The sequence below is a fragment of the Streptomyces sp. MAI_2237 genome, from assembly GCF_054189285.1.
This window is the reverse complement of the sequence record NZ_JAJPGQ010000005.1, coordinates 1404130-1428310: the sequence shown is the minus strand read 5'-3', so window position 1 is coordinate 1428310 and position 24181 is coordinate 1404130. Positions and strand designations below refer to the sequence as shown.

The window sequence follows — 24181 nt, the reverse complement described above, 5'->3', positions numbered from 1 at the left end:
CGGCGCCGCGCCTCTCACAGCCGCACGATCACCAGCGCCGTGTCGTCGATCGCGCCGCCCGGCGGCAGCAGCTCCAGCAGCACCACGTCCGCCAGGGACTCGGCGTCCAGGTCGCGGTGGCGGGCGAGGGACTCCGCGAGGCGGGTCAGGCCGGTTTCGATGTCCTCACGGCGGCGCTCGATCAGACCGTCGGTGTACAGGGCGAGGGTGGCGCCCGCGGTGAAGACCGTGCACGCCTGGGGCCGCGGTATCGGGTCCGGTCTCGCGTCGAGCGGCGGGTCGGTGGCCTGGTCGAGGAACTCCACCCGGCCGTCGCCGTGCACCAGGACGGGCGGGGGATGACCGGCGCTGCTGTAGCTGATGGTGTGCGCGTCGAAGTCGATGAACGTGGTGACGGCGGTGGCCGACTCGGCGCCGTCCACGACGTGCGCGTACCGGCCCAGGACGTTCAGCGCCTCGGCGGGGCCCTCCGCGACGCGTGAGGCGGCGCTCAGAGCGCTGCGCAGCTGGCCCATGACCCCGGCGGCGGCCAGCCCGTGGCCGACCACGTCGCCGACCGACACGCCGATGCGGTTGCCGCCGACCAGGTCGACGATGTCGTACCAGTCCCCGCACACGTTGAGCGCGCCGATCGCCGGTCGGTAGCGCACGGCGGCGTGCTGCTCTCCGGCCTGCCGGCTGGCGGGCAGCATCGCCTCCTGGAGGGCGAGGGCGACCTCGCGCTCCCGTGCGTGGGACTGGCGCAGCCGCTCGTTGAGCTCCTGCAGTTCCTTGGCGCGGGTGTAGAGCTCGGCCTCCAGGACCCGCGCCCGGCTGCCGCTCGGGCCGCCGCGGGCCTTGATCAGCTCGGTGACCTCCTCCACGCGGTGCACGACCAGCACCACCTTGCCGTCGGTGCCGATCACCGGCGCGTTGACCGGGCTCCAGAAGCGCTCCTGCCACTCGCCGGGGCGTTCGGGGTCCTCCACGTCGTAGCGCTGCAGGGCCATCGCGTCACGTTCGCCGGTGTCCAGCACCCGCCGCAGCGAGGCCGCCAGGTTGCGCATGCCGGACGCGGCGCCGTCCTTGGGGTTGTCGGGGAAGACGTCGAACAGATAGCGCCCGACCACCTCGGCCCGCCGCCGCCCGGACACCTGGAGGTACTCCTCGTTGACGTCCGCGAAGACGAGGTCGGGCGTCAGCAGGGCCACCATCCCCGGCAGGCACTGGAACACCCCCGCATAGTCGATAGCCGCATCGTTCATGGCTTCCGCCTCACCGCCGGGTTTGCACTGTTTTTTCATGCGAGCGAACGGGTCCGGATTCCGTCGGTCAGCCCGGGGGACCGTTCAGCGACTGCTCGGCCCAGATGACCTTGCCCTCGGGCACGAAGCGCGTCCCCCAGCGGTCCGTGAACTGGGAGACCAGGAGCAGGCCGCGGCCTCCCTCGTCGGTGGTGCGCGGATGGCGCAGATGGGGTGCGGTGGCACCGCCGTCGCAGACCTCGCAGACCAGCGCCCGCTCCCTGATCAGGCGGAGCCGGATGGGGCCCTGCGCGTGCCGGATCGCGTTCGTGACCAGTTCGCTCACCACCAGCTCCGTCGTGAACACCAGCTCCTCCAGGCCCCACTCGGTCAGCTGCCGGGCGGCCTCCTTGCGGGCGTCGGCGACGACCGCCGGATCGGTGGGCAGGTCCCAGTCGGCGACCTGGTCGGCGCCCAGCACCCGGGTGCGGGCCATCAGCAGCGCCACGTCGTCGTGCGGCCGGGCCGGCATCAGGGCGTCCACCACGGTGCGGCAGCGCAGGTCCAGCGAGGGCGCGGCCCGCTCCAGGGCCCGGCGCAGCCGGTCGCGGTCGCCATCGAGGGACCACTCCTCGTTCTCGCGGGCGAGCAGTCCGTCGGTGTGCAGGGCGAGTGTGCTGCCCTCGGCGAGGACCAGTTCGACGGCCTCGAAGGGCGGGCCGCCCGAACCGAGCGTGGACCCCTGCGGCAGGTCGACGAAGCCGACGGAGCCGTCGGGCAGTACGACGGCGGGGGCGGGATGGCCGGCGGCGGCCATCGTGCACTGTCCGTCCACGGGGTCGTAGACGACGTAGAGACAGCCGGACCCGGTGACCTGGACGTCGACGGCGTCCGGCGCGTCCGGGTCGACGCCCTCCTCCCGGGCGGTGCGCGCCACCAGGTCGTCCAGGTGCGCGAGGACCTCGGCCGGCGGCAGGTCGAGAGCGGCGAGAGTGCGGACGGCGGTGCGTAGCCGCCCCATGGCCGCGGCGGCGTCGATGCCGTGACCGGGCACCTCGCCGACGACCAGGGCGACGCGGGCGCCGGACAGCGGGATGAGGTCGTACCAGTCGCCGCCGAGGCCGGTCAGTTCGTCGGCCGGCCGGTAGCAGGCGGCGACCTCCACCGCGTCCTGTTCGGGCAGCCGGTGCGGCAGCAGGCTGCGCTGCAGCACCAGGGCCGCGTTCCGTTCCCGGGTGTAGCGGCGGGCGTTGTCCACGCAGACCGCCGCCCGGGACACCAGGTCCTCGGCCAGCGACAGGTCGTCCGCGTCGAAGGGCTCCTGCCGTCCGCGCCGGAAGAAGGTGGTGACGCCGAGGGTGACGCCCCGCGCGCGCACCGGCACGATCATCACGGTGTGCAGGCCCAGCTCCAGGAAGGTCGCCTCCCGGCCGCCCGGTATGTCGGTCGCCCACTCCTTGGCGAGCGGGTCGAGCCGCTCCTCGCGCCAGGAGCGGCCCGTGGTCAGGCAGCGGATGGGCGGCGAGCCCGCCAGGTACGTGGCGACCTCGCCGATGGCCACGACGGCTTCCGGCACCCCGGGGTTCACCGACTGGTGCCCGGCCCGGCGCAGCGGCACCCGCTCCGTGTCGACGGGTGGCCCCGCCGGGGGTTCCGCTCCGCGCAGCACCGACTCCAGCAGGTCGACGCAGATGTAGTCGGCGAACCCGGGTACGGCCACGTCGGCGAGTTCCTGGGCGGTCCGCGTGATGTCCAGAGTGCGGCCGATCTGCTCGCCGGCCCGGTCGAGCAGGGCGAGGCGGCGGCGGGCCCGGTGCTTGTCGGTGATGTCGACGACGGTGTAGTAGACGCCCATCGGGTGGCCGCGGTCGTCCTCGAGACGGGTGAACGACATCATGTGCGCCGTCTCCCGGTGCGGCGCCGAGCGGACCTGGCCCACATGCTCGTACCCGACGACCGGCCGCCCGGTCTCCAGCGCGCGGCGCATCTGGGCCTCGATGCTCTCGGAGTCGATGCCCGGCTGGATCTCCGCCAGCCGCCGCCCGAGCCGCTGGGCGGCCGAGCCGCCGCCGAACTGCTCCAGGGCCGCGTTCGACCAGACGCATCGCAGATCGGCGTCGACGATCGCTATGCCGACCGGGGAGCCGGTCACCATCTGCTCCAGCACCGTGCGGCTCATGTCCCAGCCGCGGGCTCCGGCCGTCACGTCGGAGAGCAACACCAGCCAGCGCGGCGCGCCGCCGGGCTCCATCGCCGGGGTGATCCGCGTCATCACCCGCATCGCGCGCCCGCCCTTGCGCCGGGCGGTCAGCAGTCCGGCCCAGCCGCCCTCGTTACGGCACCGCTCGACCAGTTCCGGCACCCGGGCGGCGTCGTCGGGGACCAGCAGGCCGGCCACCGAACCGCCCACCACCTCGGCGGGCGTGTAGGCCAGCAGCCGCTCGGCGTCCCGTGTCCAGCTACGGACCACGCCCTGGGCGTCGAGCAGCAGGGGCGCGGCGTCGGCCACGTCGAACCGCTGCCCCGCAGCGTCCTGCTCCTCTTGCGTGCCCACGGCCGACCTCTCTGTCGCTGACAGTGGTCTACCACCTCTTGACCCAGTCTTCACCCTTCGCACGAAACCGGCCGTACGGACGGCGGGCTACCTGATCCCGCGAAGCCGTGCGGACGGCGCGGGCCCGGGCCCCGAAGGGCTGTCCGGGACCGGCCGTCCCCATGGTCGTGCTCGGGTCAGGAACCCTCGGTCAGCACCTCCGTCAGCGTGCCCAGTGCGCCCTCCAGCTCCTCGCCGGTGATCGTCAGCGGCGGCGCCAGCCGGATCGTCGAGCCGTGCGTGGCCTTGACCAGGACGCCCTTGCGCATGAGCCGGGCGCTGACCTCGCGGCCGGTGCCGATGGCCGGATCGATGTCGACGCCCGCCCACAGCCCTCGCGCGCGGAACCCGACGACACCCTTGTCCAGCAGCCCCGACAGCCCGCCGCGCAGGACCACGCCCAGCTCGGTCGCGCGGCGCTGGAACTCACCCGTCTCCAGCAGGTCGACCACCGCGGTGCCGATGGCCGCCGCCAGCGGGTTGCCCCCGAACGTCGACCCGTGCTCGCCCGGATGCAGTACCCCGAGCACGTCCCGGCGGCCGACCACCGCGGAGACCGGCACGATGCCGCCGCCCAGCGCCTTGCCCAGCAGCACGAGGTCGGGGACGACCGACTCGTGCTCGACGGCCAGGGTGCGGCCGGTGCGGCCGAGACCCGACTGGATCTCGTCGGCGACGAAGAGGCAGCCCTTGCGGCGGGTCAGCTCCCGAACACCGGCCAGATAGCCGTCGTCCGGGATGATGACGCCCGCCTCGCCCTGGATGGGCTCGATCAGCACCGCGGCCGTCGTGTCGTCGACCGCCGCCTCCAGGGCGGCCAGGTCGTTGTACGGCACGATCCGGAAGCCCGGCGCGAAGGGGCCGAAGCCCGCGCGGGCGGTCTCGTCGGTGGAGAAGCCGACGATCGTCGTCGTACGGCCGTGGAAGTTCTCCGCGGCGACCACGATCGTGGCCCGGTCGGCGGGGACGCCCTTGACGTCGTAGGCCCACTTGCGGGCCACCTTGATGCCGGACTCGACCGCCTCGGCGCCCGTGTTCATCGGCAGCACCATGTCCAGGCCGGTCAGCGCCGCCAGCCGTTCGGCGAACTCGGCCAGGCGGTCGTTGTGGAAGGCGCGGGAGGTCAGGGTCAGCCGGTCCAGCTGGCGGTGGGCGGCCTCGACCAGCGCCGGGTGGCGGTGGCCGAAGTTCAGGGCCGAGTAGCCGGCCAGCATGTCCAGGTAGCGGCGGCCCTCCACGTCCTCCACCCAGGTGCCCTCGGCGCGCGCGACGACCACGGGCAGCGGGTGGTAGTTGTGCGCGAGGACCGGCTCCTCGGCGCGGATCAGCTCGGCGGACGAACGCATGTCGACTGCAGCGGTCATGAACGGATCTCCTGGGTGCAGCACTTGATGCCGCCGCCTGCCTTGCGGAACTCGGACAGGTCGACGGGCACGGGGATGTAGCCGCGGTCGGCGAGGGCGGTGGTGAGCGCCTCGGCCTGGGGCGCGATGAAGACGTGACGGCCGTCGGAGACGGAGTTGAGGCCGAAGGCCAGCGCGTCGTCGAGGGTGGCGAGCACGGCGTTCGGGAACAGCCGCGCCAGCACTTCGCGGCTGCCCGGCGAGAACGCCTCCGGGTAGTAGGAGACATTGTCGTCGTCCAGGACGAACAGTGCCGTGTCCAAATGATAGAAGCGCGGGTCCACCAGTGTCAGGCTGACCACCGGGTGGCCGAAGAACTCCTGCACCTCGCGGTGCGCCTCACGGGTGGTGCGGAAGCCGTGCCCGGCCAGCACGTACCGGCCCGTCCACACCAGGTCGCCCTCGCCCTCGCAGACCGACTCCGGGCGGTGCACGTCGAAGCCGGCCGTCTTGAACCAGGTGTCGTAGTGCGTGGACTCCGGGCGCCGCTCGGGCGCGTGGAAGAAGGAGCCGAAGACGCGGCCGTCCACGACGACCGCCGAGTTCGCGGCGAACACCATGTCCGGCAGGCCGGGGGCCGGCTCCACGGTGTCGACGGCGTGGCCGTGCGCGCGGTAGGCGCCGATCAGCGCCTGCCACTGCTCCTGGGCCAGGTCCACGTCGACGCGGACATCGGGTTGCATCCAGGGGTTGATCGCGTACTGCACGGCGAAGTGTCTGGGTTCGCAGACGAGGTACCGCCGCCGGCGCGGCACACGGGAGTCGGACACAGAGGGGTTCCTCCGCTTCCTTGGTGTCGACTGAGGGTTGACACCAAGGTAGGAAGTGACCGAGACGGGCGACAAGCAACGATAATTGCGTGTCCGCGCAGGAATGCTGCGTCTTTGGCCGGTGAGAAGCAGGGCTGCTGCGTGGACGAATGTTTATTCGGGTGCGGCCTGGGTCGCGCCCGCTTCCGGGCTTTCCGGGAGCAGATGGGACAGCACCATCACGCTGATCGTCTTCCGGATGAACGGCTCCACGCGGATGCGCTCCAGCACCTCCTCGAAGTGCTCGACGTCCCGCGCCCGCACGTGCAGCAGCGCGTCCGCCCCACCCGTCACCGTCATCGCCGCGGTGATCTCCGGATGGTTGCGCACCACCTCCGCCAGCCGCCGCGGCGGCGCCGCCCCCTCGCAGTACACCTCGACGTACGCCTCCGTGCGCCAGCCGAGCGCCGACGGCCGGACCGTCGCCGTGAACCCGGTGATCACACCGCTCTCACGCAGCCGGTCCACCCGCCGCTTCACCGCCGTCGCCGACAGCCCGACGGCCGAGCCGATCTCCGCGAAGCTGGTGCGCGCGTTCGCCATCAGGGCGGTGACGATCTTCCGGTCGAGCTCGTCGAAGGGGGCGGGCCTGCTGTTCATGTCGGCACTGTATCCAGCGCGAACGTCCACACCCCGGCACATGTCCACCGGTGTGGATTCCTCCTACACTCCGGGTTCATGCTGCGCGCCCTCGCCGTCGACGACGAACGCCCCTCGCTGGAGGAACTGCTCTACCTGCTCAACGCCGACCCCCGCGTCGGCAGCGCCGAGGGCGCCGGCGACGCGACCGAGGCGCTGCGCCGCATCAACCGGGCGCTGCAGTCCGGCCCCGGCGGCCCCGAGGCGATCGACGTCGTCTTCCTCGACATCCAGATGCCCGGCCTCGACGGGCTGGACCTGGCCCGGCTGCTGACCGGGTTCGCCCAGCCGCCGCTGGTCGTGTTCGTCACCGCCCACGAGGACTTCGCCGTCCAGGCCTTCGACCTCAAGGCCGTCGACTACGTCCTCAAGCCGGTCCGCAAGGAACGCCTCGCCGAGGCGATCCGCCGGGCCGCCGAACTCACCGGCAACACCCCGCGCATCCCCGTCCACGAACCCGACCCCGACCACATCCCCGTCGAACTCGGTGGCGTCACCCGCTTCGTCGCCGTCGACGACATCACCCACGTCGAGGCCCAGGGCGACTACGCCCGCCTGCACACCGACAAGGGCAGCCACCTCGTCCGCATCCCGCTGTCCACCCTGGAGGACCGCTGGCGCGGGCGCGGGTTCGTCCGCATCCACCGCCGCCACCTCGTCGCCCTGCGCCACATAGGCGAGCTCCGTCTGGACGCGGGCACGGTCAGCGTGCTCGTCGGCGGCGAGGAACTGCAGGTCAGCCGCCGGCACGCACGCGAGCTGCGGGACCTGCTGATGAGGAGGCCGTAGCACGTGCCCAGCCAGGACCCCACCGAACGCCGCGTCGTCGTCACCGGACCGCCCCGCCGCACCCGGCGCGTCTCCGGCTACTACCGGCCGCGCACCGAGATCGACGAGCAGACCACCCTCGGCCACACCTACGTCCGCTCCCTCATGCGCAGCCAACTGCGCGCCGCCCTCGCCGTGTTCGCGGTCCTCGGCCTGCTGATCGGCCCGCTGCCGCTGGTGTTCGCCGCCATGCCCGACGCGCACCGCCTGCAGTGGGGCATCCTCGGCTTCTGCCTCTACGCCCCCCTCGTGCTGCTCGCCCTGTGGTACGTCCGCCGCGCCGAGCGCAACGAGCGGGACTTCGTACGGCTCGTCGAGGACCGGTGAACTCCGGCTACGCCGTCCCGGCGGTGGCCCTCGTCGTCGTGGCGACCGTCCTCGTCGGCGCCTTCGGCCTGCGCGTCTCGCGCACCACCTCCGACTTCTACGTCGCCTCCCGCACCGTCGGCCCCCGCCTCAACGCGGCCGCCATCAGCGGCGAGTACCTCTCCGCCGCCTCCTTCCTGGGCATCGCCGGACTGGTCCTGATCCAGGGCCCGGACATGCTCTGGTACCCGGTGGGCTACACCGCCGGGTACCTGGTGCTGCTGCTGTTCGTCGCCGCCCCGCTGCGCCGCTCCGGCGCCTACACGCTGCCCGACTTCGCCGAGGCCCGCCTCGCCTCCTACGGCGTACGGCGGCTGGCCGGGGCCTTCGTCGTCGGCGTCGGCTGGCTCTACCTGCTGCCCCAGCTCCAGGGCGCGGGCCTGACCCTCACCGTCCTCACCGGTGCCCCCGACGGGCTCGGCGGGGTCATCGTCGCCGTCGTCGTGGTGGCGACCGTCGCCGCCGGCGGCATGCGCAGCATCACCTTCGTGCAGGCCTTCCAGTACTGGCTCAAGCTCACCGCCCTGCTCGTCCCCGCCCTCTTCCTCGCCCTGGCCTGGCAGAGCGGCGGAGCACCCCACCACGCCTTCGCGGAACCGCCGACCTTCCGCGAACAGCGCTCCGTGCGCATCGCCGACAGCCTCGACCTCCGGCTCGAACGGCCCCTGACCGTCACGGTGACCGGCACGGTCGACGGCTCCCCGCACGACGGCGGGCGCGTACGGCTCGCGGCCGGCACCCACCGCATCGACCGGGGCACCCGGCTCACCTTCGCCGAGGGCACCGCCGTCCCGTCCGCCGAACCCGGCACCAACGGCGGCATGTCCACCTCCCTCGCCTCCGGCCGCGAGGAACGCCCCCTGTACGCCACGTACGGACTGATCCTCGCCACCTTCCTCGGCACCATGGGCCTGCCGCACGTCGTCGTCCGCTTCTACACCAGCCCGCACGGCGTCGCCGCCCGCCGCACCACGGTCGCCGTCCTCGGCCTGATCGGCGCCTTCTACCTGCTGCCGCCCCTCTACGGCGCCCTCGGCCGCCTCTACACCCCCGAACTCGCCCTCAGCGGGAACGCGGACGCGGCCGTCCTGCTGCTCCCCGACCGCATGATCGGCGGCGTCGGCGGCGACCTGCTCGGCGCGCTGGTGGCGGGCGGCGCCTTCGCCGCGTTCCTGTCGACGGCGTCCGGACTGACCATGGCCGTCGCCGGCGTCCTCACCCAGGACGTCCTGCCGACCCGCGGCGTGCGGCACTTCAGACTCGGCACCGTGCTCGCCATGGTCGTACCGCTCGCCGCCAGCCTGCTGGTCGGCGGGCTGCCGGTGGCCGACGCGGTGGGCCTCGCCTTCGCCGTCTCCGCGTCCTCGTTCTGCCCGCTGCTCGTGCTCGGCATCTGGTGGCGGCGGCTGACCCCGCCCGGCGCGGCGGCCGGGATGCTCGTCGGAGGCGGCTCGGCGTTCGTGGCGGTGGCCGCGACGATGGCCGGCTTCCCCGGCACGGGCCCGCTGCACGCCCTGCTGGCCTGGCCGGCGCTCTGGTCGGTGCCGCTGGGCTTCCTCACCATGGTGCTGGTGTCCCTGGCGACACCCGGCCGGGTGCCGACCGGCACCGAGGCGATCCTGGCGCGGTTCCATCTGCCGGAGGAACTGCGGGCGGAGGTGAAGGCGTGAGCGGCTTCCTGGCCGGCCTGTGCGTGGCCGCGCTCCCCCTGCTGGCGGCCGGCTTCTGGCTGGGCCGGCGCACCGCCCGGCCCGAGAGCCTCGGCGGCCTCGGCACCCCGGTCGAGCACGCCACCTTCCAGACCCTGCACACCGCCTCGCTCGCCGCGCCCCCGCTGCGCGCGGGCCTGACGGAGGAGACCGCCCGCAAGTCGGCCCGCCGGCTGCGCTCCCTGCTGGGCACCGACGCGCTGTGCCTGACCGACCAGAAGGACGTCCTGGTCTGGGACGGCGTGGGCGCCCACCACCGCACGCAGATCATGGAACGGCTCGCGGGCGCGCTGGAGACCGGCCGCGGCGAGGCCTTCCGCCTCCACTGCGGCCACCCCGACTGCCCCGTGCGCTGGGCGGTGGTCGCCCCCCTCACCGTCGACGACCGGGTGCACGGCGCCCTGGTGGCCTGCGCGCCCCGCGAGTCCGCGGTGCTGGTCCGCGCCGCCGGGGAGGTCGCCCGCTGGGTCAGCGTCCAGCTCGAACTGGCCGACCTCGACCAGTCCCGCACCCGCCTGATCGAGGCCGAGATCAAGGCGCTGCGCGCCCAGATCTCACCGCACTTCATCTTCAACTCGCTCGCGGTGATCGCCTCGTTCGTCCGCACCGACCCCGAACGCGCCCGCGAACTGCTCCTGGAGTTCGCCGACTTCACCCGCTACTCGTTTCGCCGGCACGGCGACTTCACCACCCTGGCCGACGAACTCCACGCCATCGACCACTACTTGGCGCTGGTGCGGGCCCGCTTCGGCGACCGGCTCTCCGTCACCCTGCAGATCGCCCCCGAGGTGCTGCCGGTCACCCTGCCCTTCCTGTGCCTGCAGCCGCTCGTCGAGAACGCCGTCAAGCACGGACTGGAGGGCGGGGCCGTCTCCGCCGGGGGAAAGTGCCGTGTCTCCATCACCGCGCAGGACGCCGGCGCCGAGGCGCTGGTCGTCATCGAGGACGACGGCGTCGGCATGGACCCGGTCGTGCTGCGCCGCATCCTCGCCGGCGAGGTCAGCCCCTCCGGCGGCATCGGGCTGTCCAACGTCGACGACCGGCTCCGGCAGGTCTACGGCGACGACTACGGGCTCGTCATCGAGACCGCCGTGGGCGCGGGCATGAAGGTCACCGCCCGGCTGCCCAAGTACCAGCCGGGCGTGCACTCGGCGGGGCGGATCACCCAGGAACTCCCGGGGGACTTCGCCGGAGGGTTCGCCGACGACCTCTCCGGGGAGTGAGCCTCACGCGCTGCTGCGGGTGGCGATCATGCCCAGGGTCAGCAGCCCCAGCACGACCCAGCCGAACCACAGCCAGCCGTTGCTGCCGAGCGCCACCGTGTAGGCGGTCACCGCGACGAGACCGCCGACGGTGAGCACCCCCATCGCCTTGGTAGAACCGTCCGTGGAACCGGGCATCGCGACACCCTCCTCAGGATTCGTCCCCCTCCATGGTGCCCCCGTTCTGCTTCCGCACGGTGCACACGACGAAATGCGTCCCCGACTTCCACGGTCCCTGGCTGGTCCAGGACCCGGCCGTATAGGCCGACGGGTCGAAGCCGTAGTCGCGCGGCGGCACGTCCTTCGCACAGGCCGCGTCGGACTCCGTACGGGCCTCGCCGAGCGTGACGTCCTTGCCCAGCCGCGTGAAACCGAGCACCTGCTCGTCGTGCGGGCCGGAGCAGGAGACCAGGTCGGCGTCCCGCCCGGAACGGGTCCGCAGACAGTCCCTGCGCTGCATGTTCGCCGTGTCGGTGAAGGGCGAGCCGAGGCCGCGGTGGGCGCCCAGCGGCCCGTACACGGGCCCGTGCGCGCCCAGCACCAGACAGGCCGTCCGCCGCCCCGCCGCCTCGAAACCGGCCCCGGTCGGCACGACGGCCAGGCTGCGGACGTCCGCCAGCCGCTCCCGGATCTCCTGGGTCCGCTCCGCGCACCGCGCCGGCCCCTTCTCGCGGGCCTCGGCCGCCGAGGCCGCCGCGGCGAACGCCATCACCTGCCCGTCCGGCACCCGGGCGCCGCACGAGGGGTCGAGCCGCAGCCGGGGCGTGCCGGTGAAGCGGGCGCCCGGCCAGTCCGCGAGCACGCAGTCACCGTCCCGCAGCGGCCGCGCCAGTCCGACCGCCGAGCCGTACGGCAGCGCCCTCCCCGCACCGCCTCCGCCGCCCTGGTGGGCCATGGCGTACCAGACGCCGCCCAGCGCGAGCAGCAGGCCGAGTGAGGCGGCGAGAACGGCGCGCAGGACGCGGGGGACCTCCCGCCGGTGCCGGGGAGCGGACGGGGACGCGGCGACGGGCCCGAAGCCGTCCGGCGCGGGGACCGGCGGGGACGGTCCGGCTGCGACGGCCGCCCACGGCGGCTGCGAGCCGAGATCGGTTCTGGTCCGGGCGTACGTCTCGGCCCGCGGCGTCACGAGGTCGGACAGCGCCGCCTCGGCCTGCGGCGCCGACGGCCGCCGCCCGGGATCCTTCTCCAGCAGGCTCCGCAGCACGGGGCCCAGCGCGCCGGCCCGCACGGGCGGACGCGGCTCCTCCATCACCACCGCGGTGACCTCGGCCAGGTTCGAATCCCGCTCGAAGGGGCCGTGGCCCTCGACGGCGAAGTACAGGGTGCAGCCCAGCGAGAAAAGGTCGGCGGCCGGCGTCGGCGGACCGCCCGTGGCCCGCTCCGGCGCCAGGTAGCCGGACGTTCCCACCAGCACCGACGCCAGCGTGTACCGGGTCTCCCCGGCGTCGGGCCGCACCGAGATGCCGTAGTCGGTGAGCAGGACGCGGCCGTACGGCGCCCCGGTGCGGTCCGGCGCCAGCAGGATGTTCGCCGGCTTCACGTCCCGGTGCATCACGCCGCGCTCGTGCCCGGAGTCGAGCGCGTCGAGGACGGCGAGGCCGACGCGGGCGCACTCGGCGGGCGCGAGCGGGCCGCGCCGCTCGACCAGGCCGCGCAGATCGGTGGCGCCCGCCACGTACTCCATGACGATCCACGGCAGCCCCTCGTGCTCCAGGACGTCGTGCACCGTGACCACGTGCGGGTGGCCGCGCAGGCCCGCCGCGTACCGGGCCTCGGCCCGCGCCCGCGCGACCCGGGCCTCCCGCTCCTCACCCGTGGGCTCCGGGTCGCGGAAGACGATCTCCTTCAGTGCCACCTCGCACGCGAGTCTCTGGTCGTGGGCGAGCCACACATGTCCCATGCCGCCGCTGCCGAGGCGGTTCAGCAGCAGGTAACGGCCGGCGATGACCCGGCCCACTCCCGACGTCGGTGATCCTGAAGGCATCCGGTGACTCCCGGGTTGTGCGGGGGCACTACGTGATCGCGCTCGACGCGGGCCCCGAGGAAGCGGGCTCGCTCGCGGCGGGGGCGCTGGTGGTGACGGGGGTGCTGCTCGGAGGGGGCGCGCTGGTGGTGACCGGTGCGTTCGACGGAGGCGGCGCACTGGCGGTCCTCACCGGGGCGCTGGGCGGAGGTGGTGGTGCGCTGCGCTTCGCCGGAGCGGAAGACGGCGGCCGCGAGGACGAAGGAGGCGAAGGACGCGCTGACGAAGGGGGCGCGGACGACTGCGGTGAGGACGGCGGCGGGGCCTTGGACGGCGAGGACGGCGACGAGGGTGGTGCGGACGGCGAGGTCGGCGGGGGAGCGGTCGGCGTCCCGGGGGTGCCCGGGGCCGACGAGGTCCCGTCGGTGGTGCTCAGGGTCACGTACTGCCCGAACCGCAGTCGCGTCCCCGCCGGCGGATCAAGGGCCGTGACCTGCGCGTCGTCGGCGGGCCGTGTCTTCCCGGCGTAGCCGACGGCCAGCCCCCGCCCGGTCAGCAGCCGGCTCGCCTCGGCGAACGTCGTCCCGGTCAGGTCGGGCACCGTACGGGGCCTGCCCGCGTCGAAGGACGTGTCGCGGGCGCCCGTCGTGCCCACCGGCCGGGCGAGTCCGCGGGCGGGGTCGGCCACGTCGACCAGGGCGAGTTGCCGCAGCCTGTGGGGCGCCGGTCGCACCGCCACCACGGCGGAACGCTCGTATCCCCGCCACTCCCGGTCGCCCTTTCCGAACCTGACGGAAATGCGGTTCGTGTCACCGGCGAAGGGCCGCAGCGGATTTCCGCACGAGCACTTCACGGCGGGAAGTCCCTGTTCGTCGACGAGAACGGCGATTCCCGCCTGCAGCAGAGAATTGAAAGGAACAGCCTTTCCCTTTTTGTAGTCGTGATTCCGCACGAGAGTGTCGTGACGCAGGAGGACGGGAGTGAGCCGGTCCAGATATCCCGGAATGCGATCGGTGGTGATGCCGAGCGCGTCCGCCCACGCCTGTGCCTTCCGGTGATGGGCGGGGTCCGTGAGAAAGGCCTTGAGTCTGTCGACGTCGCAGACACTCGTCCGCCGCGTGCCGCCGTACAGGCCGGGCGTGTCCCCCTGTTGCAGGCTGCCGCGTCCGGCCGACGCGCGTATCTCCTGGTCGTGGCCCAGACCGCGGTGCTCGTCGAAGAACGGCGAGAGGGCGGGAGCGCCCGCCGCGACCGCCCGCACCAGCGTCAGCGGCGTGTTGCGATCACAGCCGGCGACCGCGAGGACGAGGACGAGCAGGACGGCGATCCTGCGGATCGCCGAATTCCCGGCCCTTTGCATTATTACGCGAAACGTCATCACCGCTCCCCCCGGCGGTTTCCCCCTGACGCCTCATGCTACTGAAAGCCGCCGAACGGCGAAGCCTTTCAGTTTCCGCGTGCGTTCAATGAGGCCAAATAGGCGTTGTAGGCCTCGAGTTCCTTGTCGCCGTCCCGGTCGGCTGCCCGGTCCTGGCGTTTGGCCTGCCGCTGTTCGGAGCTGTACCACTGGAACAGCAGGGCGAGAAGCACCAGGACGGACGGCACCTCGCTGAAGGCCCAGGCGATGCCGCCGGCCGCGGTCTGGTCGGACAGGGCGTCGATGCCCAGGGAGGCCGGCGGATTCTTGAACGTCTCGACCATCGGCGTCGACGCCATCATCAGAGCGATGCCGAAGAACGCGTGGAACGGCATGCCCGCGAACAGCTCCAGCATCCGCATCAGATGGCCCGGCCGTCGCGGACCGGGGTCCACGCCGATGATCGGCCAGAAGAACACGACACCGACGGCGAGGAAGTGCACCATCATCGCGACGTGCCCCGTCTTCGATCCCATCAGGAAGTCGAACAGCGGCGTGAAGTACAGCGCGTAGAGGCTCGCGATGAACATCGGAATGGTGAACGCCGGGTGCGTGATGATCCGCATGTAGCGGCTGTGCAGCAGCATCAGCAGCAGTTCGCGCGGCCCCTTGCGGCCTTTGCCGGCGGTGGGCAGCGCGCGCAGGGCGAGGGTGACGGGGGCGCCCAGCAGGATCAGGATCGGCGACAGCATGCTGATGATCATGTGCTGCACCATGTGCACGCTGAACATGACCATGCCGTAGTCGTTGAGGGCGGTGCACATCACCAGCCCGATGGTCAGCACGCCGGTGACGAACGAGACGGTCCGGCCCACCGACCAGCTGTCCCCGCGCCGCCGCAGCCGCACGACACCCCAGCCGTAGAGCGCCAGTCCCAGCAGGCAGGCGACGAGGAAGAACGGGTCCGCGGACCATTCCAGCCCGCGTCCCAGCGTGAACGGCGGCAGGTCCATGGTCATGCCGTGCCCGCTGTGATCCATCGGCCGGCTCCTGATTCGTGGGGGTTGTGCAAGTGTGTCCGCAGACAGACTAGAACTGCCCGAGAACGCTCCCGCGACCGGGGGGCCGCCCTCACGCGTCCCGGCGCGGCACCCACTTCTCCCACAGGGCCGTGGCCTCGGGCGCCGCCTGCGGGGCGACGAGCAGCAGCGGGGTGTCGTAGGCGGGAAGCCGCGGTACCGCCACCGCGCCCGCCTCCGTCGCGATCAGCAGCGGCGGCAGGGCGTCCACGGGGTGGTACGCGCCGATGGCCGCCGCGACGGCCCGGCCCGCCGCCACCTGCACCAGGGACAGGGCCGTGGACCCCATGATCCGTACCGTGCAGTGGCGGGACGCCAGCTCCCGCAGCAGGTCGTCCATGCCGGGCCAGTGGGCGTGGGCCGCCCACTCCGTCAGGAACGCGTGGCCGGTCAGGGTGTCGTGGGCCGCGGCGTGGATCGGCCGGCCGTTGAGACGGGCGCCGCCGCCCTTGACCGCCGAGAAGATCTCGCCGCGCCACGGGTCGGCCACCACACCCAGCAGCGGCTCGCCCTGTGCCGTGGCGAGGCCGAGGGAGAACGAGCACCAGCCGATGCCGTGCGCGTAGTTCGTCGTGCCGTCCACCGGGTCGATCACCCAGTGCGGGGCGCCGGGCGCGCCCTCATGGACGCCGTACTCCTCGCCCTCGATGCCGTGGTGCGGGAACTCCCGGCGCAGTACGGCACGGACGTGCCTCTCCACCGCCTCGTCGGTGTCCGTCACGATGTCGGCCGGGGAGGCCTTCTCGCGCACCTCGTCCGTGCCGCGGGGCCGGCGGATGCGCTCCGCGGCCCACTCGGCGAGCTCCGTGGCGATCGCGAGTTCCCGCTCCATGTCTAGAGGACGCACTCCGCTTCGTCGTAGCGCTCGGCCGGCACCGTCTTCAGCGTCTCGACCGCCTCGGCCAGCGACACCATCACGATGTCGGTGCCGCGCAGCGCGGTCATGTTGCCGAACTCGCCCCGGTGCACGGCCTCCACCGCGTGCCAGCCGAACCGCGTGGCCAGCACCCGGTCGTACGCCGTCGGCGTGCCGCCGCGCTGGACGTGACCGAGGATCACCGGGCGGGCCTCCTTGCCGAGGCGTTCCTCCAGCTCGATGGAGAGCTGGCGGGCGATGCCGGCGAACCGCTCGTGCCCGTAGATGTCCTTGCCGCCCTCGTCGAAGTCCATGGTCCCGGCCCGCGGCTTGGCGCCCTCCGCGGCGACCACGATGGCGAACCGCTTGCCCTGGGCGAAGCGGGCGCCCACCCGGGCGGCCAGCTCCTCGATGTCGAAGGGCCGCTCGGGGACGACGATGGCGTGCGCGCCGGCCGCCATGCCGGAGTGCAGGGCGATCCAGCCGGTGTGCCGGCCCATGACCTCCACCACCAGCACCCGCTGGTGGGACTCGGCGGTGGTCTTCAGCCGGTCCAGTGCCTCGGTCGCCACGCCCACGGCCGTGTCGAAGCCGAAGGTGACGTCCGTGACGGCGATGTCGTTGTCGATGGTCTTGGGCACCCCGACGATGGGCAGGCCGTTGTCGTACATCAGCCGGGCCGCCTTCAGCGTGCCCTCGCCGCCGATCGGGATGATGGCGTCCAGGCCGAGTTCCTGGACGTGCTCCCTGGCCCGGGCCACGCCGTCACGCAGGTGCGAGGGCTGGACCCGGGAGGAGCCGAGGATGGTGCCGCCGCGGGCCAGGATGCCGCCCACCGCGTCGAGGTCGAGCTTGAGGTAGTCGCACTCGAGGAGGCCCTTCCAGCCGTCCCGGAAGCCGATGACCTCGTCACCGTGGTCGACGACGGCACGGTGGACGACGGACCGGATGACGGCGTTCAGGCCGGGGCAGTCGCCGCCGGACGTGAGGACACCAATGCGCATAGCCCGAGAAAACCTTCTCAACGTGGTCGGCACCGGACCGCGCTGTCCGGCTCGAACCCCGCCACCCTAGCGGCAGGAGGGGGCGGGGCCGCACCGTGCGTCCGACTGCTGGACGACCCCGCTCACCTGTGCGTACTCGGCGTCATACGGGCTGGTTGCCAGGGGTGGGACAGGAGGTGTCAGGCGGGCTGCTGAGCCGACGCGATGCGCTCGTTGCGCAGCGCCTCGTACCACCGGTCGTCGGTCGGGGGCAGCGCGTTCACGTCGAGCGCCAGCTTCAGCAGCAGGTCCGCGATCAGCGGGTTCCGCGCCAGCACCGGACCGTGCATGTAGGTGCCGAAGACCGTGTCGTTGTACGCGCCCTCCGTGCCGTCCCCCGTGCCGTTGCCGTTGCCGAGCTTGACCTGGGCGAGGGGGCGGGCCGTCGGGCCGAGGTGGGTGACGCCCTGGTGGTTCTCGAAGCCGGTCAGCGGGGGCAGGCCCAGGCGCGGGTCGATGTCGGCGAGCACGTCGCCGACGCACCGCTGGCCCTCGCCGCGGACCGAGACCACGTCGAGCAGGCCCAGGCCCGGCTCGCGCTGGCCGAGGTCGTTGATGAACTCGTGGCCCAGGATCTGGTAGCCGGCGCAGACGGAGAAGACGATCGCGCCGTTGCCCACGGCCCGGTGCAGGCCGCCGTCCCGGCGCAGCCGCTCGGCCGCCAGCCGCTGGGGCCGGTCCTCGCCGCCGCCGATGAGGTAGATGTCACCCGACGTCGGGATCGGCTGGTCGCTGCGCACGTCGAGCCGGGCCACGTCCAGGCCGCGCTGCCGGGCCCGGCGCTCCACGACGAGAGCGTTGCCCTGGTCGCCGTAGGTGCTGAGCAGGTCGGGGTAGATCCAGACGATCCGCAGTTGGTTGTCGCTCACAAAAGTCCCCTGATGTCTCAGTTGCCGACGCGGCGGCGCAGGTCCTGGAAGGCGGTGTAGTTGGCGATGACCTCGATCCGGCCCGGCGGACACGCCTGGACCGCCTGGTCGAGGTTGTCGCACACCTGGAAGTTCTGGTCGGCGACCTCCAGACGCACCGCGAGGTCCAGCTTGCGGTCGCCGATCACGCAGATCGGGTGACCGGACAGGCGCGTGTAGTCGACGTCCCACAGCCAGGAGGTGTCGGTGCCGTCGGCGCCGCGCGCGTTCACCGAGAGGATCACCGGCGTCGGCGGAGGATCGATCAGGCTGAACGTTTCGAGCCAGCCCGCCGGGTTCTTCGCCAGCAGCAGCCGCAGGTCACGGCCCTGGAACTGGACCACGTCATAACGGCCCGCGACGGCCTGCACCTGCCACATGCGCTCCAGGGCGACCTGCGGCGGGACCCCGAAGACGGCGGCGACGGCGGCCGAGGAGGCGGCGTTGGCCTTGTTGGCGCGGCCCGGCAGCTGCAGATGGATCGGCCAGGCCGAGCCGTGCGGGTCGAGCACATGGTCACCGGAGAGCGCCCAGCTCGGCGTGGGCCGCCGGAAGCCGCACTCGCCGCAGAACCAGTCGTCGCCGGGCCGCTGCATCACGCCGCCGCAGGACGGGCAGGACCAGGCGTCGTCCTTCCACATCTGCCCGGCGGCGACCCAGACGACGTTCGGGGAGGACGAGGCCGCCCACACGACCAGCGGGTCGTCGCAGTTGGCCACGACGACGGCCTTCGAACCCGCGAGGCCCTCACGCCAGTTCTCCGCCAGCATGCGGGTCTCGGCGGCGCGGTCGAGCTGGTCGCGGGAGAGGTTGAGCAGGGCGATGCACTTGGGGGCGGTGTCCCGGGCCACGCCCGCCAGGTACTTCTCGTCCACCTCGATGACGCCGTAGCGCGCGTCGGAGCTGCCGGCGAGCGCGGAGGTGATGCCGGCGGGCATGTTCGCGCCGAGGGCGTTGGAGACGACCGGTCCGGCGGCCCGCAGCGCCTCGGCGATGAGCCGGGTCGTGGTCGTCTTGCCGTTGGTCGCGGACACCAGGACCACGTCCAGGTTCTGGGCGAGCCGGGCGAGCAGATCGGGGTCGAGTTTGAGCGCCACCCGGCCGCCGATCACCGAACCGCTGCCGCGCCCCGCGGCTCGCGACGCCGCTGCGACCGCCTTGCCCGCGGTCACGGCCAGCTTGGCCCGCGGCGTGAGCGGGTCCGAGTTGCCTGACATCAGTTCTCGATCCTCCTTGCGTACGCGCCGCGCCTCAAGCCTGACGGCAACGTGGTGTGGACCTCAGCCTATCGAGATCCACTCGCACTCCCGAACCACGGCATGGCCAAGGCGCGCGCGACCGTACGCTTGCGGCCATGCGAAACGGCTCCATTCCGGGCGCCCGTGGGCGAGTCCGGCCCCTCATCCTGCTCGGCGACACGGCATTGCGCACCCCCTGCGCGGACGTCACCGACTTCGGCCCCGAACTGGCGGCACTCGTGGAGGACTTGTTCGCCACGATGTACGCGGCCCAGGGCGTGGGCCTGGCGGCCAACCAGGTGGGGGAGTCCCTGCGGGTCTTCGTCTACGACTGCCCGGACGACGAGGACGTCCGGCATCTCGGCCATGTGGTCAACCCGCGCCTGGTGGAGACCGACGGGGTGGTGGTCCGCGGTCCGGAGGGCTGCCTGTCGCTGCCGGGCCTGGAGGCGGGGACCGAGCGCCACGACCATGCGGTGGTGGAGGGGTTCACGGTGACCGGGGAGCCGGTCACCGTGCACGGGACGGGGTTCTTCGCACGGTGTCTGCAGCACGAGTGCGACCATCTCGAGGGCCGGGTCTACGCCGATCACCTCACGGGATGGCGCAGACGCAGGCTTCTGCGCCAGGTGGGGAAGACGTCCTGGCACCGCCCTTCCGGCGGAACTCCGCGATAGAGCGGCCGCTAGAAGCCCGGTCCGCCGATCCGGTCCCCGGCCGCGGCCAGCCGCCCCCACAGCAGGTCGGCCAGGCTGCGTACCAACTCCGCGCGGGAGCAGGGTCGTTCGCCCAGCCACCAGTCGCCGGCCGCGTGCATCATCCCGACGATCCCGTGCCCCCAGACCCGGGCCAGCCGCTGGCTCTCCGGGCCCAGGTCCAGGCGGTCCTCGATGACCTGGGCCAGCTCCTCGCCCATTCTGCGCAGCAGCGGGGCCGAGTGCTTGCCGACGTCGAAGCCCTGCTCGGCCGCCGTACCGCCCTCCGCCGGGTGCATCAGGAAGCGGTACACCTGGGGCCGTGCCTCGATGGCGGCGAGGTAGGTGTCCAGCGTGGCCTCCACGCGCTCGCGGCGTTCCGCGGGCGCGTCCAGCGCGGCGCGCAGGGAGTCCAGCAGCGCGTCCGTGTGCCGCTTGGCGAGCGCGGCGTACAGTCCGCCCTTGTCGCCGAAGTGGCGGTACAGAATGGGCTTCGTAATGCCCGCCTCCGCCGCGATGGCGTTCATCGAGGCCTGTGGGCCATCCCGCAGCACCACCCTGTCCGCGGCCTCCAGCAGCTCGCGCCGACGGCGGTCGGCGGACCGCTGCTGCTCGGTCCGCTGTGTGGTGTCCATGAGCTCTCCCCACCCGTGCTGAATCGGTAACGCCTGCGCAAACTAACACCCGACACACCCACTGCATCGAACAGGCTGCCGAGACGTCGTCGGAGTTGACTTTTCCTACCGGTGGGTAACAGACTCGAGTTACCGCTAGTAACACATTTGCACGTCGCCGCTGGAGGGGACATGGCCGAGTTCACCATGGAGCTCAACGACGAACAGAAGGAGGTCCGGGACTGGCTGCACGGCTTCGCCGCCGACGTCATCCGCCCCGCGGCCGCCGAATGGGACGAGCGTGAGGAGACTCCCTGGCCGGTCATCCAGGAGGCCGCGAAGGTAGGCATCTACTCCCTCGACTTCTACGCCCAGCAGTACTTCGACCCCACCGGGCTCGGCATCCCGATGGCCATGGAGGAGCTCTTCTGGGGCGACGCGGGCATCGCCCTGTCGATCGTAGGCACGGGTCTGGCCGCCGTGGGCGTTCTTGCCAACGGAACCGAGGAACAGATCGGCACCTGGATCCCCCAGATGTACGGCGACGCCAACGACGTCAAGGTCGCCGCCTTCTGCTCCTCCGAGCCCGACGCCGGCTCCGACGTGGCCTCCATGCGCACGCGTGCCGTCTACGACGAGGCCAAGGACGAGTGGGTGATCAACGGCACGAAGACCTGGGCGACCAACGGCGGCATCGCCAACGTCCACGTCGTCGTCGCGGTCGTCGACCCCGAGCTCGGCTCCAAGGGCCATGCCTCCTTCATCATCCCGCCGAACACGCCCGGTCTGTCGCAGGGCCAGAAGTTCAAGAAGCACGGCATCCGCGCCTCGCACACCGCCGAGGTCGTCCTGGAGAACGTCCGCGTCCCCGGCTCCTGCCTGCTCGGCGGCAAGGAGAAGCTCGACGAGCGCCTGGCCCGTGCCCGCGAGCGGGCCAAGCAGGGCGGCGAGCGCGTGAAGAACGCCGCCATGGCCACCTTCGAGGCGTCCCGCCCGGCCGTCGGCGCTATGGCGGTCGGCACCGCCCGCGCCGCCTACGAGGTCGCCCTCGACTACGCCAAGACCCGCGAGCAGTTCGGGCGGCCGATCATCGACAACCAGGGCGTCGCCTTCCAGCTCGCCGACATGCGCACCTCCGTCGACGCGGCGCGGCTGCTGGTCTGGCGGGCCTCGTGGATGGCGATCAACGGCAAGCCGTTCACCGCCGCCGAGGGCTCGATGTCCAAGCTGTTCGCGAGCGAGACGGCGAAGAAGGTCACCGCGCAGGCGATCCAGATCCTCGGCGGCAACGGCTACACGCGGGAGTACCCGGTGGAGCGCATGCACCGGGACGCCGCCATCTATACGATCTTCGAGGGCGCGAGTGAGATCCAGCGCCTGGTGATCGCCCGCACCCTGTCGGGCATGCCGATCCGCTGAGCGCTCCGCTGAGGTGCCGCGATGTGCGGTCGGTCGTCCGCGGCGCCGTCGTGGCCGGTCGCGCTCCCGCGGCGGAGCCGCCTGTCGATCGCAGCCCCGCGCCCCTGCGGGGCGCTGCCGGACCGCAGCGGACTTCACCGGGTCCGCTCAGCGCGGGCTCAGCGGCCCGAGCGCGGTACGACCAGGCCGCTGTCGTAGGCCAGGATCACGGCCTGGACCCGGTCGCGCAGGCCGTACTTCTCCAGGATGTGGGCGATGTGCGTCTTCACCGTCGTCTCGCCCACGCCGAGTTCGAGGGCGATCTCCGCGTTCGACAGACCGCGGCTGAGCGCCCTCAGCACGTCCAGCTCGCGCCCGGTGAGGGCGTCGAGCCGGGCCGGCACGGGCGCCTCGGCGGGTGCGCCCAGGTGCGCGAAACGGTCCAGCAGCCGGTGGGTGACGCGCGGCGAGAGCACGGCGTCCCCCTCGGCGACCGTGCGGATCGCCCCCACCAGGGAGTCGGCGGGGCCGTCCTTGACCAGGAACCCGCTGGCTCCGGCGCGCAGGGCGTCCACGACATGGGCGTCCAGGTCGAAGGTCGTCAGAATCACGATCCTGCTGGCCGAACCCCCCTCCACGATGCGCCGCGTGGCCTCCACGCCGTCCGTGCGCGGCATGCGGATGTCCATCAGGACGACGTCCGGGCACAGTGTCCCGGTCAGCTCGACGGCCTCCGTGCCGTCCGCCGCCTCGCCCACGACCGTGATGTCGGGCTCCGCTTCGAGGATGAGCCGGAATCCCGTGCGGATCATGGGCTGGTCGTCGACCAGCAGGACCCGTATGGCCTTCATGCGTTGTGTCCTTCGTGCCGGGGTTCGGGGACCGGGAGCGGGATGACGGCGTGCACGCAGTAGCCGCCGCCCGGTCGGGAGCCGGTGTGCAGGGAGCCGCCCACCGCGCCGACCCGCTCGCGCATGCCGACCAGGCCGTGCCCGGTGCCGTGCGCCGCGACGGGCGGCCGCACCGGCTCGCCGTCGGAGACGGGTCCGTCGTCGCACAGCCGCACCGTGAGCCGCTCGCGCTCCGGCTCCCAGGCCAGGGTGAGCGCGGTTTTGGTGCGGCCCGCGTGCTTGAGCGTGTTGGTGAGCGCTTCCTGTGCGATCCGGTACACGGCGAGGTGTGACCCGGCGGGCAGTTCGACCGGTTCACCGCTGGTGCTGAAGTCGACCCGCAGCCCGGCCGCGCGCACCGAGTCCACCAGCGCGGGCAGTGCCTCGACGGTGGGCTGCGGCGGTTCCCTGCTCGGGTCGCCCGGCCCCTCCTCGTCGGTGCGCAGCACGTCGAGGAGATGGCGCAGTTCGGTGACGGTGGCCCGCCCGGTCTCCTCGATGGCGCCGTGCAGTTCGTGCGCCTTGTCCCGGTCGCGGTCCTGGACGCGGTCGGCGGCGATCGTCTGCACCACCATCAGACTCACGTTGTGCGCCACGATGTCGTGCAGCTCGCGGGCGATCCGGGCGCGCTCCGCCATGACCGCCGCCCGCGCGTCGGCGGCCTGCTCCCGTTCGAGCGCGGCGGCCCGCTCCAGCGCCTGGTCCCGGATCGCGGCCCGTGCCCTCGCCAGCCGCCCCAGCGCCCAGGCGGCGATCAGCAGCACCCCTTCGGTCAGCAGCGCGGCGACGCGGTGCCCGGACGGGGCGACCACCGCCTCCGTCACGGCGGCCGCCGGAATGAGCACCGAGCCGACCAGGGCCGCGATTCGCGGTGTGGTGCGGGTGGCGGTGAGGAAGACGGCCGTGGCGACGGTCAGGTAGGTGGGGCCGATGGACGTGCCGTCGGGCCCGGACAGGTCCGGGACGTAGTGGCGGCCCTGCAGCACGCCCGCGGCCGCCGCCATCACCAGCAGGGCGGGCAGCGGGCACAGCCGGTGCACCGCCAGCGGGAGTGTGGTCAGCAGGACGAGGACCGCCCAGGTGGCGTCCGGCTCGCGCAGTTCCGGGCCGCCGTGCGGCATCGCCAGCGGCAGGAGCAGACAGCCGGCGGTCAGCAGCACGGCGAGAGCCGCGTCGGTGACGGCCCGCGGCCAGGGGCGCCCCGCCAGCGACTCCATCCGGTTCATGGCTCTTACCGTAGACGGACCGCGAACCCCCGTGATCTCACCTGAGGTGGAAAGCCGGGGCCGCCCTCCTCCGTGCAGT

At 72.6% G+C, this 24181-nt stretch carries 22 protein-coding genes; 6 read left to right on the top strand and 16 right to left on the bottom strand.

Annotation, left to right across the window (positions count from 1 at the left end; genetic code table 11):
* Positions 1 to 14 precede the first annotated feature (14 nt).
* From LN251_RS34830 to LN251_RS34810, 5 genes are all read right to left on the bottom strand, one after another.
* Positions 15 to 1244 (bottom strand): PP2C family protein-serine/threonine phosphatase, encoded by a 1230-nt coding sequence (locus LN251_RS34830; RefSeq protein WP_458248122.1) that lies wholly within the window; start codon positions 1242 to 1244, stop codon positions 15 to 17.
* Between the two features lie 67 nt (positions 1245 to 1311).
* The gene (locus tag LN251_RS34825; protein WP_458248121.1) at positions 1312 to 3777 is read right to left on the bottom strand and encodes a SpoIIE family protein phosphatase; all 2466 of its coding nucleotides are present in this window, start codon (positions 3775 to 3777) and stop codon (positions 1312 to 1314) included.
* A 176-nt stretch (positions 3778 to 3953) separates the two neighbouring features.
* Entirely contained in the window at positions 3954 to 5180 is a 1227-nt protein-coding gene (gene rocD / locus LN251_RS34820; protein WP_458248120.1) for an ornithine--oxo-acid transaminase, read from the bottom strand.
* Complete coding sequence (gene ddaH, locus LN251_RS34815) at positions 5177 to 5989, bottom strand: dimethylargininase (RefSeq protein WP_458248119.1); 813 nt, start codon at positions 5987 to 5989, stop codon at positions 5177 to 5179. The genes rocD and ddaH overlap by 4 nt, the downstream gene beginning before the upstream one ends.
* A 153-nt stretch (positions 5990 to 6142) precedes the next feature.
* On the bottom strand, positions 6143 to 6628 hold the full coding sequence (locus tag LN251_RS34810) for an Lrp/AsnC family transcriptional regulator (protein WP_058926750.1): 486 nt from the start codon (positions 6626 to 6628) through the stop codon (positions 6143 to 6145).
* A gap of 78 nt (positions 6629 to 6706) precedes the next feature.
* Between LN251_RS34810 and LN251_RS34805 the strand changes: the two genes are divergently transcribed.
* Genes LN251_RS34805 through LN251_RS34790 form a run of 4 tightly spaced genes read left to right on the top strand, consistent with a single transcriptional unit; the run spans position 6707 to position 10793 of the window.
* A complete protein-coding gene (locus tag LN251_RS34805; RefSeq protein WP_458248118.1) occupies positions 6707 to 7456 on the top strand; it encodes a LytR/AlgR family response regulator transcription factor in 750 nt (249 codons plus the stop codon).
* Between the two features lie 3 nt (positions 7457 to 7459).
* Positions 7460 to 7822 carry a hypothetical protein gene (locus tag LN251_RS34800; protein WP_458248117.1) on the top strand — a complete coding sequence of 121 codons (363 nt, stop codon included), beginning with the start codon at positions 7460 to 7462 and terminating at the stop codon, positions 7820 to 7822.
* Positions 7819 to 9531, top strand: coding sequence for a sodium/solute symporter (locus LN251_RS34795; protein ID WP_458248116.1), 1713 nt, complete (start codon positions 7819 to 7821; stop codon positions 9529 to 9531). The genes LN251_RS34800 and LN251_RS34795 overlap by 4 nt, the downstream gene beginning before the upstream one ends.
* Positions 9528 to 10793 carry a sensor histidine kinase gene (locus tag LN251_RS34790; RefSeq protein ID WP_458248115.1) on the top strand — a complete coding sequence of 422 codons (1266 nt, stop codon included), beginning with the start codon at positions 9528 to 9530 and terminating at the stop codon, positions 10791 to 10793. Before LN251_RS34795 ends, LN251_RS34790 begins: the two co-directional genes overlap by 4 nt.
* Positions 10794 to 10796: 3 nt before the next feature.
* Here LN251_RS34790 and LN251_RS34785 read toward each other — a convergent pair whose 3' ends face one another.
* The 8 genes from LN251_RS34785 to LN251_RS34750 all read right to left on the bottom strand — a co-directional run bounded on the left by LN251_RS34785 (position 10797) and on the right by LN251_RS34750 (position 19258).
* Positions 10797 to 10970: a hypothetical protein gene (locus LN251_RS34785; protein WP_107416195.1), complete on the bottom strand. Its 174-nt coding sequence runs from the start codon at positions 10968 to 10970 to the stop codon at positions 10797 to 10799.
* A gap of 13 nt (positions 10971 to 10983) precedes the next feature.
* Positions 10984 to 12819, bottom strand: coding sequence for a protein kinase domain-containing protein (locus tag LN251_RS34780; protein ID WP_458248114.1), 1836 nt, complete (start codon positions 12817 to 12819; stop codon positions 10984 to 10986).
* 28 nt (positions 12820 to 12847) lie between these two features.
* Positions 12848 to 14176 carry a DUF6777 domain-containing protein gene (locus LN251_RS34775; protein WP_458248113.1) on the bottom strand — a complete coding sequence of 443 codons (1329 nt, stop codon included), beginning with the start codon at positions 14174 to 14176 and terminating at the stop codon, positions 12848 to 12850.
* Positions 14177 to 14244: 68 nt separating this feature from the next.
* Positions 14245 to 15195, bottom strand: a complete 951-nt coding sequence (locus LN251_RS34770) for a cytochrome c oxidase assembly protein (protein WP_458248112.1) — start codon at positions 15193 to 15195, stop codon at positions 14245 to 14247.
* A gap of 91 nt (positions 15196 to 15286) precedes the next feature.
* A complete protein-coding gene (locus LN251_RS34765; RefSeq protein WP_458248111.1) occupies positions 15287 to 16066 on the bottom strand; it encodes an inositol monophosphatase family protein in 780 nt (259 codons plus the stop codon).
* A 2-nt stretch (positions 16067 to 16068) separates the two neighbouring features.
* Complete coding sequence (locus tag LN251_RS34760) at positions 16069 to 17094, bottom strand: 6-phosphofructokinase (protein ID WP_458248110.1); 1026 nt, start codon at positions 17092 to 17094, stop codon at positions 16069 to 16071.
* A 179-nt stretch (positions 17095 to 17273) separates the two neighbouring features.
* A complete protein-coding gene (locus LN251_RS34755) occupies positions 17274 to 18002 on the bottom strand; it encodes a type 1 glutamine amidotransferase (protein ID WP_058926760.1) in 729 nt (242 codons plus the stop codon).
* 17 nt (positions 18003 to 18019) lie between these two features.
* A complete protein-coding gene (locus LN251_RS34750) occupies positions 18020 to 19258 on the bottom strand; it encodes a MurT ligase domain-containing protein (protein ID WP_058926761.1) in 1239 nt (412 codons plus the stop codon).
* A gap of 137 nt (positions 19259 to 19395) precedes the next feature.
* Between LN251_RS34750 and def the strand changes: the two genes are divergently transcribed.
* A complete protein-coding gene (gene def, locus LN251_RS34745) occupies positions 19396 to 19956 on the top strand; it encodes a peptide deformylase (protein ID WP_458248109.1) in 561 nt (186 codons plus the stop codon).
* Positions 19957 to 19964: 8 nt separating this feature from the next.
* Here the strand turns inward: def and LN251_RS34740 are convergent, their stop codons facing one another.
* A complete protein-coding gene (locus tag LN251_RS34740) occupies positions 19965 to 20609 on the bottom strand; it encodes a TetR family transcriptional regulator (protein ID WP_058926763.1) in 645 nt (214 codons plus the stop codon).
* Positions 20610 to 20780: 171 nt separating this feature from the next.
* Between LN251_RS34740 and LN251_RS34735 the strand changes: the two genes are divergently transcribed.
* Positions 20781 to 22007: an acyl-CoA dehydrogenase family protein gene (locus LN251_RS34735; RefSeq protein ID WP_458248108.1), complete on the top strand. Its 1227-nt coding sequence runs from the start codon at positions 20781 to 20783 to the stop codon at positions 22005 to 22007.
* A 158-nt stretch (positions 22008 to 22165) separates the two neighbouring features.
* Here LN251_RS34735 and LN251_RS34730 read toward each other — a convergent pair whose 3' ends face one another.
* Positions 22166 to 22837, bottom strand: coding sequence for a response regulator (locus LN251_RS34730; protein ID WP_458248107.1), 672 nt, complete (start codon positions 22835 to 22837; stop codon positions 22166 to 22168).
* On the bottom strand, positions 22834 to 24102 hold the full coding sequence (locus LN251_RS34725) for a sensor histidine kinase (protein WP_458248106.1): 1269 nt from the start codon (positions 24100 to 24102) through the stop codon (positions 22834 to 22836). Before LN251_RS34725 ends, LN251_RS34730 begins: the two co-directional genes overlap by 4 nt.
* Positions 24103 to 24181: the final 79 nt, after the last annotated feature.